The organism is Allobosea sp. 47.2.35 (assembly GCF_024655635.1).
Classification (GTDB): domain Bacteria; phylum Pseudomonadota; class Alphaproteobacteria; order Rhizobiales; family Beijerinckiaceae; genus Allobosea.
In genome coordinates this window covers 281,460-296,319 of the sequence record NZ_JANLGI010000001.1, presented here as the reverse complement: position 1 = coordinate 296,319, position 14,860 = coordinate 281,460, and the positions used below count along the sequence as shown (strand labels likewise).

At 69.1% G+C, this 14,860-nt stretch carries 13 protein-coding genes; 7 read left to right on the top strand and 6 right to left on the bottom strand.

Translation table 11 applies throughout. The annotated features are described in order from the left end of the window. Positions 1-2: 2 nt before the first annotated feature. Complete coding sequence (locus NUV79_RS01480; protein ID WP_257731301.1) at positions 3-1,868, bottom strand: ABC transporter ATP-binding protein; 1,866 nt, start codon at positions 1,866-1,868, stop codon at positions 3-5. 425 nt (positions 1,869-2,293) lie between these two features. Between NUV79_RS01480 and NUV79_RS01475 the strand changes: the two genes are divergently transcribed. The 3 genes from NUV79_RS01475 to hemF all read left to right on the top strand — a co-directional run bounded on the left by NUV79_RS01475 (position 2,294) and on the right by hemF (position 4,427). Then, on the top strand, positions 2,294-2,884 hold the full coding sequence (locus NUV79_RS01475; protein WP_257731300.1) for a hypothetical protein: 591 nt from the start codon (positions 2,294-2,296) through the stop codon (positions 2,882-2,884). Between the two features lie 141 nt (positions 2,885-3,025). After that, on the top strand, positions 3,026-3,523 hold the full coding sequence (locus tag NUV79_RS01470) for a tRNA (cytidine(34)-2'-O)-methyltransferase (RefSeq protein ID WP_257731299.1): 498 nt from the start codon (positions 3,026-3,028) through the stop codon (positions 3,521-3,523). Further along, positions 3,501-4,427, top strand: a complete 927-nt coding sequence (gene hemF, locus NUV79_RS01465; RefSeq protein WP_257731298.1) for an oxygen-dependent coproporphyrinogen oxidase — start codon at positions 3,501-3,503, stop codon at positions 4,425-4,427. The genes NUV79_RS01470 and hemF overlap by 23 nt, the downstream gene beginning before the upstream one ends. Here the strand turns inward: hemF and NUV79_RS01460 are convergent. The 4 genes from NUV79_RS01460 to NUV79_RS01445 are packed head-to-tail and all read right to left on the bottom strand — an operon-like array spanning position 4,424 to position 7,199. Next, positions 4,424-5,662 carry a CCA tRNA nucleotidyltransferase gene (locus NUV79_RS01460; RefSeq protein ID WP_257731297.1) on the bottom strand — a complete coding sequence of 413 codons (1,239 nt, stop codon included), beginning with the start codon at positions 5,660-5,662 and terminating at the stop codon, positions 4,424-4,426. The two genes, hemF and NUV79_RS01460, sit on opposite strands and share 4 nt — an antisense overlap. Further along, entirely contained in the window at positions 5,659-5,916 is a 258-nt protein-coding gene (locus NUV79_RS01455; protein WP_257731296.1) for a DUF6111 family protein, read from the bottom strand. The genes NUV79_RS01460 and NUV79_RS01455 overlap by 4 nt, the downstream gene beginning before the upstream one ends. A 42-nt stretch (positions 5,917-5,958) precedes the next feature. Further along, on the bottom strand, positions 5,959-6,612 hold the full coding sequence (locus NUV79_RS01450; protein WP_257731295.1) for a CoA pyrophosphatase: 654 nt from the start codon (positions 6,610-6,612) through the stop codon (positions 5,959-5,961). Between the two features lie 5 nt (positions 6,613-6,617). Further along, on the bottom strand, positions 6,618-7,199 hold the full coding sequence (locus NUV79_RS01445; protein WP_257731294.1) for a DUF1285 domain-containing protein: 582 nt from the start codon (positions 7,197-7,199) through the stop codon (positions 6,618-6,620). 202 nt (positions 7,200-7,401) lie between these two features. Between NUV79_RS01445 and NUV79_RS01440 the strand changes: the two genes are divergently transcribed. From NUV79_RS01440 to NUV79_RS01425, 4 genes are read left to right on the top strand one after another with little or no spacing between them, the layout of a single operon-like run. Continuing rightward, positions 7,402-8,424 carry an AAA family ATPase gene (locus NUV79_RS01440; protein WP_199089337.1) on the top strand — a complete coding sequence of 341 codons (1,023 nt, stop codon included), beginning with the start codon at positions 7,402-7,404 and terminating at the stop codon, positions 8,422-8,424. A gap of 4 nt (positions 8,425-8,428) precedes the next feature. Next, positions 8,429-9,346, top strand: a complete 918-nt coding sequence (locus tag NUV79_RS01435; protein ID WP_257731293.1) for a DUF58 domain-containing protein — start codon at positions 8,429-8,431, stop codon at positions 9,344-9,346. A 12-nt stretch (positions 9,347-9,358) separates the two neighbouring features. After that, positions 9,359-12,187 (top strand): DUF4159 domain-containing protein, encoded by a 2,829-nt coding sequence (locus tag NUV79_RS01430; RefSeq protein WP_257731292.1) that lies wholly within the window; start codon positions 9,359-9,361, stop codon positions 12,185-12,187. Positions 12,188-12,189: 2 nt separating this feature from the next. Next, on the top strand, positions 12,190-14,280 hold the full coding sequence (locus tag NUV79_RS01425; protein ID WP_257731291.1) for a hypothetical protein: 2,091 nt from the start codon (positions 12,190-12,192) through the stop codon (positions 14,278-14,280). Here NUV79_RS01425 and NUV79_RS01420 read toward each other — a convergent pair. After that, complete coding sequence (locus NUV79_RS01420; protein WP_257731290.1) at positions 14,264-14,779, bottom strand: GNAT family N-acetyltransferase; 516 nt, start codon at positions 14,777-14,779, stop codon at positions 14,264-14,266. The two genes, NUV79_RS01425 and NUV79_RS01420, sit on opposite strands and share 17 nt — an antisense overlap. Positions 14,780-14,860: the final 81 nt, after the last annotated feature.

The window sequence follows — 14,860 nt, the reverse complement described above, 5'->3', positions numbered from 1 at the left end:
CGTCAGACGGCGAGCTTTTCCGGGTCCGCGGCGGCCAGGAATCCGCCCGATTGGCGGGCCCAGAGCCGGGCATAGAGCCCGCCCCGTGCGATCAGCTCGTCGTGGCTGCCTGTATCGGCGATCCGCCCCTGATCGAGCACGATCAGCCGGTCCAGCGCGGCGATGGTCGAGAGCCGGTGCGCGATCGCGATCACGGTCTTGCCCTGCATCAGTGCGGCGAGCTGCTGCTGGATCGCTGCCTCGACCTCCGAGTCGAGCGCCGAGGTCGCCTCGTCGAGGATCAGGATCGGTGCGTCCTTGAGCAGCACGCGGGCAATCGCGATGCGCTGGCGCTGCCCGCCCGAAAGCTTCACGCCGCGCTCGCCGACGCGCGAATCGAAGCCCTTGCGCCCGTCCTGATCGCCGAGGCCGAGAATGAAGTCATGCGCCTCGGCCTGCTGCGCCGCGAGCGCGATCTCGGCCTCGCTCGCACCGATCCGGCCATAGGCGATATTGTCGCCGATAGAGCGGTGCAGCAGCGAATTATCCTGCGTCACCATGCCGATCTGGGCGCGCAAGCTATCCTGCGTGACATGCGCGATATCCTGCCCGTCGATCAGGATGCGGCCGCCTTCGAGCGGATAGAGCCTGAGCAGCAGGTTCACCAATGTCGACTTGCCCGCGCCCGACGGACCGACGAGGCCGACCCGCTCGCCGGGCCTGATCTGCAGGTCGAGCCCCTCGAACAGCCCCTGCCCTCGCCCGTAATTGAAGCGGATCTTGTCGAAGCTGATCGCGCCCTTGTCGACGACGAGCGGTACGGCATCGGCCGCATCCGGCAGGTCATGCGGCTTGGCGATCGTCTCCATGCTCTCCTGCACGGAGCCGATATTCTCGAAGATGCCGCGCACGAGATGGATCAGCCAGCCGGACATCTGCACCAGCCGGAGCACGAGCCCGATGGCGGCGGCGACCGCGCCCGGCGTCATCTCGCCCTGGCTCCAGAGCAGCAGCGCGAGCCAGGCCGTGGCCACCACGAGCAGGCTGTTCATCGTCTGCAGGATGACGCTGACGCCGGTGATCAGGCGCGACAGGTTGAGGAAGGAGGCGTTCCACCGCGTCAACGAGTCGCGGACGGCCGAGCGCTCGGCATCGGCCCGCGCGAACAGCTTCACCGTCAGGATGTTGGTGTAGGAATCGACGATGCGCCCGGTCGTCGTCGAGCGCCCCAGTGAATTCGCCTCCGAGCGCTGCTTCGCCCGCGGTACGAAATAGATCAGCAGCGCGACATAGGCCGACAGCCACAGGATCACCGGCAGCGCCAGCCACAGGCTGGTCTTGCCGAAGAAGCCGATCGCAACCGTGGCGAAGACCAGCGCGTACCAGAGATCGTCGATGACCTCGATCGTCGCGCCACGGATCGACTGGCCGGCCTGGATGACGCGGGCGGAAAGGCGCCCGGCAAAGTCGTTCTGGAAGTACCCGAGCGCATGGCCGAGCGTGTAGACATGGTTGCGCCAGCGGATCTGGTTGGTGATCTGCGGCACCACGACCTGGTCTACGATGGCGTGGTTGGCGAAATAGATCAGCGGCCGGACGACGACGAGCAGGAATGCCGCGCCCGCTAGCAGCCAGCCATGGTCGCGGAAGATCGTCTCCGGCGACTGCGTCGAGAGCAGGTCCACGAACCAGCCGACCATCAGGTACATCGCCGCCTCGATGCCGCTGAAGCCGAGGCCCGTCAGCATGATCAGGGCCATCCAGCCCTTCACGCCCTTGATGTGATGCCACATGAAGGGCCAGACGCCACGCGGCGGCGTCTCCCGCTCGTCGAATGGAGCGAAGACGTCGATTCGGCTTTCGAGCCAACGGAAGAGCGGAGCGAACATGCCTGCTTCGCTAGCGAGAATGAGAGGACGGAACAAACGACAATTCGGGATACCGGCTTCCCGGTGCCATCCCTTGTCAGGATTCGGTCGGGCAGGCGTCGCCACAGATGCAGCTAGGCGCCTCCGATGGCGGGATTAGGGCAAGGGCAAAGACTCCGGCCGCCCGAAACCAGATGCAGACGCCAAAGATCGAATAATCATAAAATCGTCGCGGCGGCGTATAGCGCCTGATATCCTTTGGAAACACTCGAAAGGAACCCGAAAGCAACGGATCCTGTTCTCGGCTGCATAGACTAACCGCCAAGGAGAGAGCCATGCGGCTACGAATACTCGGCGCGTTGAGCGCCTGCACACTTCTCGCTGCTTGCAACAGCGTAGCTGAATATGCCTCGTTCGATGGATGCGACGGCCTGCGCGGAGCGGCGATGAGCAAATGCCTCAAGCTCGCCGCATCCTATAGCCCGACCGTAAGTTCGCGCGGCGCGATGACGGGGCCCGGTTCGAACACCAATCCGGGAAGCCCTGGTAGCCCGGGCACGCCCGGCAACCCGAACAATCCGAACAACCCCGGCAGTCCCGGCTCCCCCGGTGGCGGCACCTCGGGCGGCATTCTCGGTCTCGCGCTTGGCCTCGGCGCCAATGGCGGCGGGCTCGGTGCCGATGCCGGAGCCAACGCCGGAGTGGGCTCGGGCGGTCTTGGTGTCGGAGCCGGAGCGAATGCGGGTTCCGGTAGTAGCGGCGTCGGTGCAACCGCAGGAGCCAGTGCCGGCAATGGCGGCATCGGTGCCGGAGTTGGCGCCGGTGTGGGCAATGCCGGCACGGGTGGCGTTGGCGCCGGAGTCGGTGCCGGCGTCGGCAGCGGCGGCATTGGGGCCGGCCTTGGTGCCGGGCTCGGCGACGCCACGGGCGGCCTCGGAGCAGCGGCCGGCGTTGGCATCGGCAGCGATGGCGTCGGGGTCGGCGCGGGCGTCGGCAATTCCTCGGGCGGTCTCGGGGTCGGTGTCGGCCTCAACTGATCCGCGAAACCACAGAGCCGGGAGCGCTCGCCGGCGGCAAGCCGGAAAGCCCTCCCGGTTCAACGCGGCCGGACCAGCAAGAGCAAGCCGAACCCATCTGCCGCCTTGACGTCTCGCAGCACGACCCGTCATCACCCCGGCATGCTTCGTCTCGCCCTTTTCCAGCCGGACATCCCGCAGAACACCGGGACGATGATCCGCATGGCCGCCTGCCTCGGCCTCGCCGTCGATATTGTCGAGCCCGCTGCTTTCGACGTGTCGGACCGGCATTTCCGCCGCTCCGGCATGGACTATCTCGAACGCGCCGCCGTTGCCCGGCACGATTCCTTTGCGACCTTCGACCAGTGGCGGCGCGAGCATGGCCATCGCCTCGTCCTTGCCGAGACCGATGGCGCGATCCCGCTTCCGGATTTTCACTTCCAACCCGGCGACATCGTCCTGCTCGGACGCGAATCGGCCGGCGTCACGGCCGAGGCTCGCGCAGCGGCGGACACCAGCCTTCACATTCCCATGCGCACCGGTTTGCGCTCGCTCAATGTCGCATTGGCGGCAGCAATGGTAATGGGCGAGGCATTACGACAGACAGGCGGCTTCCCGGGCCGCGATGGAACAGACGATGACCACCTCGAAACCCGTTGAATCCCCGTCCGCCGATCCGGCCGTCGTCGAAGCGCTCAAGCCGCGCGCAGCCGCCTGGTTCGAGAGCCTGCGCGACCGCATCTGCGCCGCCTTCGAGGCGGTCGAGGATGAGGCCGCCGGCCCCTTCCCGCCCGAGGCGGGCGCGGCCGGGCGCTTCGTTCGCACGCCCTGGCAGCGCACCAACCATGACGGCGCGCCTGGCGGCGGCGGCGTCATGTCGATCATGAAGGGCCGCGTCTTCGAGAAGGTCGGAGTCCACGTCTCCACCGTGCATGGCAGCTTCCATCCCGATTTCGCGGCGCAAATTCCGGGCGCGGCGCAGGACCCGCGCTTCCATGCCACCGGCATCTCGCTGATCGCCCATCCCTGGAACCCGCACGCACCGACCGTGCACATGAACACGCGCTTCGTCGTCACGACGAAACCCTGGTTCGGCGGCGGCGCCGACCTGACGCCGGTGCTCGACGCTCGCCGCGATCAGGACGACCCCGACGCGCGTGATTTCCACGCCGCGATGCGCCAACCCTGCGACGATCACCCGGCCGTGGCGGATTACCCGCGCTTCAAGAGCTGGTGCGACGAGTATTTCTTCCTGAAGCACCGCAACGAGCCGCGCGGCATCGGCGGCATCTTCTACGACTATGTCTGGACCGGCGATGCCGAGGCCGATCTCGCCTTCACCCGCGCCGTCGGCGAGGCCTTCCTCGACAGCTACCCGACGATCCTGAGCCGCAATATCGGCAAGCCCTGGAGCGAGGCCGAACGCCACGAGCAGCAGGTCCGGCGCGGCCGCTATGTCGAGTTCAACCTGCTCTACGACCGCGGCACGATCTTCGGGCTGAAGACCGGCGGTAATGTCGATTCCATCCTGTCCTCGATGCCGCCGACGGTGCGCTGGCCCTAGGCCTCCATTTGCTTGATCGCGGCATCGAGCAACGCGAGTTGGGCGTCTGCCGAAGCCGGGCAACCGGCTTTGATCCAGCCTCGCCGGGTCGCCTCAAGGGCCTGCCCCACACTCGGTCCGGGGAGAACTCCCCGTCCGATGACGTCCTTGCCCGTCGGCAGGAAGGGCGGCGTCCGACCGAGCTCGGCGATGAGCCGCTGCACCCCGTCCCTGTCCTCGCCCCCCGCTGACGCATTGAGCAGGACGAGGGCCGCAGCCGCCGCGTCGCTCCCGGCACCATGGGCGACATGGCGCAACGCGGCGATGCCGGGCAGTCCCGCCCGGCCTCCCAGACCTTCCAGCGCCCGCGCGATCCGTTCGAGCCGGTCGAATTCCTCGTTCGATAGCCGCAAGCCTTCGCGCAGGCGCAAGGCGTCCTCGCCGACAGAAACCGCCAGCGCCGCCAGCCGGAAAGCCGGATAGACGCCCGCGCCATCATCTCCCGCGATCGCGGCGAAGCGCGAGAGATGCGGCACGCCGCCGATCACCGGCATCAATAACCCGGCGCCAGCCATCGCCCTGATCGTCGCGACGACGCCGGGCGCCACCAGGAGCTTCAGCAACTCCGCCCGCACCCGCTCGCGCGATAGCCCATCGAGTCCATCCCGGCCGGCGATGCAGGCGCTCAAGCCCGCTGCATCGGGCGCGCCTATCCCATAGCGAGCGTGGAAGCGAAAGAAGCGCAGGATGCGCAGATAGTCCTCGCGGATACGCGTACCGGCATCGCCGATGAAACGGACGCGCCGCCGGGCAAGGTCGTCGAGCCCGCCGCAATAATCGTGCAATTTGCCGTCCCGGCCGAGCCCGAGCGCATTGATGGTGAAGTCGCGCCGCAGCGCATCCGCCGTGAAATCCCGGCCGAACACGACCTTGGCCCGGCGCCCATCGGTCTCGACGTCGCGCCGCAGCGTCGTCACCTCGAAGCTCGTGCCATCGCCGACGAGCGTCACCGTGCCGTGCTCGATCCCGGTCGGCACCGCCTTGAAGCCGGCCGCCTTGCCGCGTCGCATCGTCTCCTGCGGCAGGGCAGTGGTCGCAAGATCGATATCGCTCGCCGGTTCCCCAAGCAGGAGATTGCGCACCGCGCCACCGACGACGCGGGTTTCCTCGCCGTCACCGTCGAGCGCGGAAAGCAGCCGCGAAAGTGCCGGCTGGGCCAGGAAGCGCGCGATGTCGCCACCGCGTTCCCCGCTCATTTGAAGCGGCCGGGCACCAGCACCCCGTTTTCCATATGCGGCGGCTCATAGGCGCCCTTGCTGCGGGGGGCGATGAAGCCGCCATAGACCAGCACCGCAATAGCCAGCAGGAATCCGGCTACCGCCAGGGCAAAGACATGGCGGCTCCAGTGCTCGACATCGAAGGGGTTGCGCCGCTTGATGACGAGATAACCTGCAAAGATGCAGAAGGGCAGGACGAAGAGCAGGACCTCTTCGATGATCGCGCGCAGCATTAGCTTCGTCGTTCCCAGGCGCGGCATCCGCGCAACACAGTTCTAGCCCGCCAGCCGCTCATAGAGATTACGGATCATGCCAGCAGTCGCGCCCCAGATATAGCGACCCTCGAACGGCATCGCATAGTAGGTGCGGAAATGTCCCTTCCACTCGATGCCCTCGCGCTTGTGGTTGGCGGGATCGAGCAGGAAGGAGAGCGGCGTCTCGAAAGCCTCGTCGACCTCGTTATGATTGATCGTCAACGAGAAGGGCAGCTCGACCAGCGCCACCACCGGCACGATCCGGTAGCCGGTACCGGTGAGATAGGCGTCGAGGAAGCCGAGCGTGCGGATATGCGACCGCGACAGGCCGATCTCCTCTTCGGTCTCGCGGAGCGCCGTGACGACCGGCGAGCCATCGACGGCATCGACCCGCCCGCCGGGAAAGGCGACCTGCGCCGAATGGTTGCGGAGCGCCGCCGCGCGCTGCGTCAGCAGCACGGTCGGCCCCTCCGGGCGCGGCACGATGCCGATCAGGACGGCCGCCGGCACGGCGCGCTTCTCGTCGGGGATCGGCACGGATGCCGCCTGATGCTCGTGATCGCCGCGCGGCCGGCTGATCACGTCGCCCAGTAGGGGCGGCTCGGCTCGCAGCCGCTCACGCGCCAGCGCCGCAAAACCCTCGCTGCTCAGGTTGAGGGCGGTTTCCGATCTCATCAACGCTAGAGGCCCTCGATCTCGCTCGCCGGCACTGCCGGATAGAATTGTCCTGCGGCGGCAACCCCGAACATCGCCTCGCCTTCGACCTCCCTGATCTCGCCGAGCGCCAGCAGGTCATAGGTCAGCGCCCGCGTCAGCCGGGCCCAGAGGCCGCGCCGGACATGGACATAAGGCGTCAGCCCGTCCTGCGCAGCCCGCGCGAAACGCAAGGCGTGGTCCGGACCCATGCAGACGAGATCGTCGACCTGCGTCCGGAAGGCGAGCGTCCTGCTATCGCCCGTACCATCGACCTGCATCTCGACCGCCTGGAACGGCGCGTCGTCGACGGTGATCCCGACCTTCTCGACCGGGGTCACGAGAAAGTAATCGTCGCCTTCGCGCTTGAGCACCGAGGAGAACAGCTTCACCAGCGCCGGCCGGCCGATCGGCGTGCCCATGTAGAACCAGGTGCCGTCGGCAGCGATCCGCATGTCGAGATCGCCGCAGAAAGGCGGGTTCCAGCGCTCCACCGGCGGCAGGCCGCGCGTCTGGCCAGTCCCGAGCGAGGCCATCAGGCGCTCCATCGCATTGCCCGGTGCGATCATCGAAAGGCCAATCCCCACTTGCTGCGGCATCGTGCTTGCATCGCGTTTCCGCCTTGAACTCCACATAATCGTGAAGCCGAGTTGATGTGTACCATTCCATTCGGCGCTTGAGCCGCCGTGATGGCCCGTCCACACTGAACGGCCGAACGCATCGACGGTTCGCAGGACGGCGCAACGGCCCGCGACAGTGAAGGAGACCGACATGGCGGCGCAAGCCCGGGCAAACGAGAGCACTTCGCCGATCGACCTCGACACAGGCATCGTCGAGGCGGCCGAAGCCGCTCTCGGCGCCATCGGCGCGGCGCGCAAGGAGATCGGCCAGGTCATCTTCGGCCAGCAGAAAGTCGTCGATCTCTCGCTGGTGACGCTGCTTTCGGGCGGCCATGGCCTTCTCGTCGGCGTCCCTGGCCTCGCCAAGACCAAGCTCGTCGAGGCGATGGGCACCGTGCTCGGCCTCGCGGCGCGGCGCGTCCAGTTCACGCCGGACCTGATGCCCTCCGACATCCTCGGTTCCGAGGTTCTCGACGAATCGAGCGACGGCAAGCGCCATTTCCGCTTCATCAAGGGCCCGGTCTTCGCCCAATTGCTGATGGCGGACGAGATCAACCGCGCCTCGCCCCGCACCCAGTCGGCCCTGCTCCAGGCGATGCAGGAACACCATGTCACGGTGGCCGGCGAGCGCTACGACCTGCCGGCGCCCTTCCATGTCCTGGCGACGCAGAACCCGATCGAGCAGGAAGGCACCTATCCCCTGCCAGAGGCCCAGCTCGACCGCTTCCTGCTCGAGATCGACGTCGGCTACCCCGACCGCGAGGCCGAGCGCCGCATCCTGCTGGAGACCACCGGCGCCGCCGAATACAAGCCCTCCCCGGCAATGACCTCCGAGACGCTGATGTCGATCCAGCGCCTCGTCCGCCGCCTACCAGTGGGTGACGCCGTGGTCGAGGCCATCCTCGACCTCGTCCGCTCCGCCCGCCCCGGCGAGGGCGAAGCCTCGGTCACCGACAAGCTTTCCTGGGGCCCCGGCCCGCGTGCCAGCCAGTCGCTGACGCTGGCGGTGCGCGCTCGCGCGCTCGTCGAGGGCCGGCTCGCCCCTTCGGTGGATGATGTCGCGGCGCTCGCCATTCCCGTTCTGAAGCACCGCGTCGCCCTGACCTTCGCCGCCCGTGCCGATGGCGAGACGGTCGAGGGCCTGATCGGCAAGCTCGTGGAACGGCTGGGATAGGCCGATGTTGCGCACGCGCGTCCTGGGTCCGAGCGAAAGGCGGCCGTCGCGGCCGGTCCTCACGGATGCGCTCGACCTCGCCGCGCGCCTGCCGCGCCTGATCCTGGAGGCGCGCCGCGTCTCGGCCAGCATCCACGGCATCCATGGCCGACGCCGCTCCGGCCCGGGCGAGACCTTCTGGCAATACCGCCCGCTGGTCGCCGGCGAATCGGCCTCGCGCATCGACTGGCGTCGCTCCGCCCGCGACGGCCATCTCTTCGTCCGCGAGCGCGAATGGGAAGCCTCGCACTCGATCTGGCTCTGGATCGACCGCTCGCCCTCGATGGGCTTCGCCTCCTCGCTCGCCATGGCCTCGAAGCTCGACCGCGCGCTGGTCGCAGGCTTCGCGCTGGCCGAGACGATGGTCGAAGGTGGCGAGCGCGTCGGCCATCTCGGGCTGACGCGGGCGCTCGCATCGCGCCGCATTGTCGAGATGCTTGCGCAGGCGATCCTCGCGGATGAGCGCAACGCCTCCTCCGACCTGCCCCCGGAAGCGCCGCTGCCCCGGCTGTCGGACGCGATCATCATCACCGACGGGCTCTCGCCCGCCTCCGCGCTCGCCCAGCGAATCGCCACGCTGGCTTCGTCAGGCGCACGCGGCCATGTCCTGCTGATCGCCGATCCGATCGAGGAGACTTTCCCCTTCAGCGGCCAGGCCGAGCTGTTCGACCTGGAAGACGGGCTGACCTTGCGCGTCGGCGATGCCGGCGCCTGGGGCGATGAATATCGCCAGCGCCTCGCCGCCCATCGCGAGGCCATCGCGGAGGCCTGCCGCAAGGCCGGCTGGACCCTGACCTTGCATCGCACGGACAAGCCGGCCAGCGAAGCGGTACTGCGCATCGCGAGCCTCATTGCCGCCTCGCGCAGCGCCTCGGGCTTCTGAGGGGAAACGCCGATGCTCAGCGCCTTGCCCTTCAGCTTCACCGCCCCGCTCGCTCTCGCCGCGCTCGCTTTGCTGCCGGCGCTCTGGCTGATCCTGCGCGTCACGCCGCCGCGCCCGCGCCGGATCGATTTCCCGCCGCTCAAGATCATGGCGGATCTGATCGCCAAGCGCGAGACGCCGGCCCATACACCCTGGTGGCTGCTCGCCTTGCGCATGGCCGTCGCCGCGCTCGCCATCCTCGCCGTCGCCGGCCCGGTCTGGAATCCCGTGCGCGATGCCGCCCCTTCGCGCGGCCCGGTCCTGCTGCTGATCGACAATGGCTTCGGCGCCGCCACCGATTGGCCCGAGCGCGTCGCGGTCGCCGAATCGCGCATCGCCGCCGCGACCCGTGAGGGTCGCCCGGTTGCCGTGCTCGGCCTCGCCGAAGCGCCGGCCGCGATTGCATTGGCCGAGCCGCGCATCGCGCTCGATCGCCTGCGCGCGCTTCCCCTTCAGCCGCATGCCCCGGACCGCGCCGCCCATCTCACGCGCATCGAGGCCTTCCTGCAGGGCTCTCCCGGCGCCGAGATCGTCTGGGTCGCCGACGGGCTCGGCGTCTCCGACGACGGCAGCTTCCTCGCCCGCCTGAAGCAGGATGCCGAGGCCCGCCGCCTCGCTGTTCATGCCGCCCCGGCCGCACAGCTCGCTCTGTCCGCCCCCGAAAACCTCGCGGGCGCCCTCACCGTCAAGGTGCTGCGCCCGACCACCAGCGCCGCCGCGACCGGACAGGTCCGCGCGCTCGATCTCAAGGGCCTGCCGCTCGGCAACGCGCCCTTCATCTTCGAGGGCAGCAACCTCGAAACGACCGCGCGCCTAACCTTGCCGATCGAGGTCCGCAACGCCGTGTCGCGGCTGGAGATCATCGGCGAGCGCAGCGCCGGCGCCGTGGCCTTGCTCGACGACCGGGCCAAGCGCCGCCGCATCGGCCTCGTCTCCGGCGCGACCGCCGACACCGCGCAGCCGCTGCTCTCGCCGACCTATTACCTCTCCCGCGCCCTCCAGCCCTTCGCCGAGATCCGCGAGCCGCGCCAGGGCTCGACCGATCCGATCGGCGAATTGCTGGCGCAGAACCTCTCGGTGCTCGTCCTCGCCGATATCGGCGCGCTCGATCGCGAGACCGCCGAGAAGGTCACGAGCTTCGTCGAGCGCGGCGGCGTGCTGCTGCGCTTTGCCGGCGCCCGCCTCGCCGCCGCTTCCGACGACCTGACGCCCGTGCGCCTGCGCCGTGGCGGCCGCACGCTCGGCGGCGGCCTGTCCTGGGAGACGCCGCGCAAGCTCGCGCCCTTCACCCGCGAGAGCCCCTTCTTCGGCCTGACCATCAGCGACGACATCCGCGTCAGCCGCCAGATCCTGGCCGAGCCCGAGCCCAATCTCTCGCGCAAGACCTGGGCGGCGCTGGAGGATGGCACACCCGTCGTCACCGGCGAGCGGCGCGGCGACGGCCTGATCGCCATGGTCCATGTCACCGCCGACACCACCTGGTCGAACCTTCCGCTCTCGGGCCTCTTCGTCGACATGCTCCGCAAGATCGTCAATCTCGCCGGCAACGGCCCCGCCGCGGCCGAGGCGCAAGCGGACGACGCGCGCGTCGAGACCCTGTCGCCGGCCCGCGTGCTTGACGGCATCGGCCAGTTCCGCTCGGCACCTGCGACCGCCCAGCCGGTGGCGCGCAACTATGCCGGCCGCGCGACGCTCGCCCATCCGCCCGGCCTCTATGGCCCAACCGACGGCTCGCTCGCGGTCAATGCGCTGACGCCGACCGACACGCTCGCGGCGCTCGACCTCGCCAGCCTCGGCGTCGCCGTGCTGCCGATCGACGAGCCGGTCGCACGCGATATCCGCCCGCTGCTCCTCGTCCTGGCCCTGCTCCTGCTCGTCGCCGACACCCTGGCGACGCTCTGGCTCGGGGGGCGCCTCAGCTTCGCCCGCCTGCGCAAGGTCGCAGCACCGGCCGCGATCCTGCTCGCGCTCGGCGCCTCGCTTGGCCTCGCGCCCGATACTGCCCGCGCCCAGCAACCCGCCCCGAACGCACAGGCCGATACACGCCCGCCGATCCCGCGCGCCCTGCTCGCCAATGGCGCGCAGACGCGGCTGGCTTATGTCGTCACCGGCGAGACATCCGTCGACAACATGTCGAAGGCCGGGCTCCTCGGCCTCAACACGGTCCTCGGCGCCCGCACGGCGCTGGAGCCGGGCGAGCCGGTCGGCGTCAGCGTCGAGCGCGACGAACTCGCCTTCTTCCCGGTGCTGTACTGGCCGATCGTTGCCGGCCGGCCGCTGCCCTCGGCCGAGACCCTGCGCAAGCTCGAAGCCTATATGAAGGGCGGCGGCCTCGTGATCTTCGACACCCGCGACGCGATGAGCGCCCGGCCCGGCGGCGGCACCACGCCCGAGGGCGACCAGCTCAAGCGCATGCTGCAGACGCTCGACATTCCCGAGCTGGAGCCCCTGCCGCGCGACCACGTCCTGACCAAGACCTTCTACATCCTCGACGAGCTCGTCGGCCGCTACGACACCGGCACGACCTGGGTCGAGACACTGCCGCCCGCAGACAGCGACGGGCGCCGTCCGGCCCGCGCCGGCGACAACGTCTCGCCGATCATCATCACCGCCAACGACCTCGCCTCCGCCTGGGCGATCGATCGTCGCGGCGAAGGGCTGGTGCCGCTCTCCGGCGGCGATCCGCGCCAGCGCGAGATGGCGCTGCGCGCCGGCGTCAACCTCGTGATGTACGCGCTCACCGGCAACTACAAGGCCGATCAGGTCCATGTCCCGGCCCTGCTCGAGCGTCTGGGACAATAGCCATGTGGAGCGTCTCCCTCGCCCCGATGGTGCCTTTGCCGCTGCTGATCGGCCTGGCCGTGCTTGCGGCTTTGGCCGCTGGCGCCGCAATCGTACTGGCCGGTCGGAGCGCCATCCTGCGCGCGCTCGCGCTCGTCGTGCTGACGACCGCGCTGGCCGATCCCTCGCTGGTCTTTGAGGATCGCGAGCCGGTGAAGGACGTCGTCTCCGTCGTGGTCGACCGCTCGGCCTCGAACCGCCTTGCCGACCGCGCGGCCCAGACCGATGCGGCCGTCGCCGAGATCGAGCGGCAATTGCGCGGCATCCCGAATGTCGAGCCGCGCATCGTCGAGCTGCGTGATGCCCAGGGCACGAATGACGGCACCCGCCTGTTCGAGGCCCTGTCGTCGAGCCTCGCCGACATACCCTCGGAGCGCGTCGCCGGAGCCATCGCGATCACCGACGGCCTCGCCCATGACGCACCGGCCACGGCCGAGGCGCTCGGCCTGCGCGCGCCACTGCATGTCCTGACCACCGGCCGCAATGCCGAGATCGACCGGCGCATCGTGCTGATCGATTCGCCGCGCTTCGGCATCGTCGGCAAGGACCAGATCATCCGCTTGCGTGTCGTCGACAAGGGCGGCCCCGGCCGCGCCGGCCTGACCATCCGCCGCGACGGCGAGATCGTCGCCCGCCGCGAGGTCGCGACCGGCCAGACCGTGCAGGTCCCCGTCCGCATCGACCGGGGCGGGCCGAACGTGGTCGAGATCGAGGCGCAAGCCATCGACAACGAACTGACGCTGGCGAACAACCGCGCCGTCATCACCATCGAGGGCGTGCGCGACAAGCTTCGCGTCCTGCTGGTCTCGGGCGAGCCGCATCCGGGCGAGCGCACCTGGCGCAACCTGCTCAAGGCCGACGCCAATGTCGACCTCGTGCATTTCACCATCCTGCGCCCGCCGGAGAAGCAGGACGGCACGCCGATCAACGAGCTTTCGCTGATCGCCTTCCCGACGCGCGAGCTGTTCCAGGTCAAGATCAAGGAATTCGACCTGATCATCTTCGACCGCTACGCCAACCAGTCGATCCTGCCGCTGCTCTATTTCGAGAATATCGTGCGCTATGTCCGCGACGGCGGCGCGCTGCTCGTCGCGGCAGGTCCGGAATATGCGGGCTCGCAGACCTTGGCCCGCACGCCGCTCGGCCAGATCCTGCCGGCCCTGCCGGATGGCAGCGTCATCGACGAAGCCTATCGCGCCACGGTCAGCGAGCCCGGCAAGCGTCACCCCGTCACCCGCGACCTGCCGGGCTCGGAAGTCTCGCCGCCGCGCTGGGGCGAATGGCTGCGCATGGTCGGCGCCCAGGCGCGGGCCGGCGGCGCACCCGTCATGACCGGCCCCGGCGAGCGTCCACTGCTGATGCTGGCGCGCGAGCAGAAGGGCCGCGTCGCGCTCTTCCTCTCCGATCATGCCTGGCTCTGGGCGCGCGGCTTCCGCGACGGCGGCCCCTATCTCGACCTGCTGCGCCGCCTCAGCCACTGGCTGATGAAGGAACCGGAACTGGAGGAGGAGGCGCTGCGCGCGACCGTCCGCGGCGCGACCGTCGAGGTCGAGCGCCAGACACTGCGCGACAATCCAGGCCCCATCACCATCACCGGCCCCGACGGCCAATCGCGCACGATCACGCTGGAGCCCGGACGGCCCGGCCTGTTCACCGCCCGCATCCCGACCGGCGATCTCGGCCTCTACCGCCTGACCTCCGATAACCTCACCGCCTTCGCCAGCGTCGGGCCGGAGAACCCGCGCGAACTGATGGAGGTGGTCAGCGATCCCGGCGCCCTCCAGACGTTAGCGCAAGCTACCGGCGGTTCCTCGCGCCGCATCGGCCGCGAGAGCGGCTCGGCCGTCAACGTGCCGCGCATCGTGCCCGTGCGTTCAGGCAGCCAGTTCGCCGGCAATGACTGGATCGGCCTGCGGATCAGCGATTCCGGCATCGTGCGCGGCGTGCGCATATCGCCGCTCTTCATCGGATTGCTCGGCCTGGCCGTTCTGTTCGGCGCCCTCGTCGCCGGCTGGCTCGGCGAGAGCGGCAGGCGCCTCAGGCGTCAGGGCTGAAGCGCATCGAGGTCACCGACCCGCTGCGCTGCTTCAGCACGCCCTCGACCAGCTCCAGCGCCAGGAAACGCGCCGGATCGGCCGGGCCAGGCAGCACGAGTTGGCCGGGCGGCAGGACCTTGAAGCCGAAGCGGGCGTAATAGGGCGCGTCCCCGATCAGCATGATCAGGTCATGCCCGGTCTCGCGCGCCGCCTCGATCGAGCGGTTCATCAGCGCAGCGCCGATGCCCCGGCCCTCGAAGGCGGGATCGACGGTGAGCGGGCCGAGCATCAGGGCCTTATGACCACCGGCCAGCACCGCCGTCACCTTCACGGAGCCGACGAGGAAGGTTCCGACATGCGCGGCGAAGGACAGGGCGTGATCAGGCGGCACGCCCTCGCGCAGCCGGAAGGCGGTGCGGGCGAAGCGGCCGGGGCCGAAGGCGCGCTCATGCAGGCGCTCGATGGCAGCAGCGTCCACCGGGAGTTCGTGGCGGATGGTCAGAGGCAGGGATGTCATGATGATCGACGCTTAGGCGGGAGGCGGATCGGCTGAGCGATGGCAGGCGCGTGCGGGCGCATGAGCGGAAGGGCGCATTCA

What these genes read in the sequence shown, in the direction of transcription:
- NUV79_RS01455 (WP_257731296.1), bottom strand. Translation starts at nt 5,916, where the DNA reads ATGCTGCGCGCGATCATCGAAGAGGTCCTGCTCTTCGTCCTGCCCTTC.
- NUV79_RS01435 (WP_257731293.1), top strand. Translation starts at nt 8,429, where the DNA reads ATGTTGCGCACGCGCGTCCTGGGTCCGAGCGAAAGGCGGCCGTCGCGG.
- NUV79_RS01420 (WP_257731290.1), bottom strand. Translation starts at nt 14,779, where the DNA reads ATGACATCCCTGCCTCTGACCATCCGCCACGAACTCCCGGTGGACGCT.
- NUV79_RS01480 (WP_257731301.1), bottom strand. Translation starts at nt 1,868, where the DNA reads ATGTTCGCTCCGCTCTTCCGTTGGCTCGAAAGCCGAATCGACGTCTTC.
- NUV79_RS01445 (WP_257731294.1), bottom strand. Translation starts at nt 7,199, where the DNA reads ATGATCGCACCGGGCAATGCGATGGAGCGCCTGATGGCCTCGCTCGGG.
- NUV79_RS01470 (WP_257731299.1), top strand. Translation starts at nt 3,026, where the DNA reads ATGCTTCGTCTCGCCCTTTTCCAGCCGGACATCCCGCAGAACACCGGG.
- NUV79_RS01440 (WP_199089337.1), top strand. Translation starts at nt 7,402, where the DNA reads ATGGCGGCGCAAGCCCGGGCAAACGAGAGCACTTCGCCGATCGACCTC.
- hemF (WP_257731298.1), top strand. Translation starts at nt 3,501, where the DNA reads ATGACCACCTCGAAACCCGTTGAATCCCCGTCCGCCGATCCGGCCGTC.
- NUV79_RS01430 (WP_257731292.1), top strand. Translation starts at nt 9,359, where the DNA reads ATGCTCAGCGCCTTGCCCTTCAGCTTCACCGCCCCGCTCGCTCTCGCC.
- NUV79_RS01475 (WP_257731300.1), top strand. Translation starts at nt 2,294, where the DNA reads ATGAGCAAATGCCTCAAGCTCGCCGCATCCTATAGCCCGACCGTAAGT.
- NUV79_RS01460 (WP_257731297.1), bottom strand. Translation starts at nt 5,662, where the DNA reads ATGAGCGGGGAACGCGGTGGCGACATCGCGCGCTTCCTGGCCCAGCCG.
- NUV79_RS01425 (WP_257731291.1), top strand. Translation starts at nt 12,190, where the DNA reads ATGTGGAGCGTCTCCCTCGCCCCGATGGTGCCTTTGCCGCTGCTGATC.
- NUV79_RS01450 (WP_257731295.1), bottom strand. Translation starts at nt 6,612, where the DNA reads ATGAGATCGGAAACCGCCCTCAACCTGAGCAGCGAGGGTTTTGCGGCG.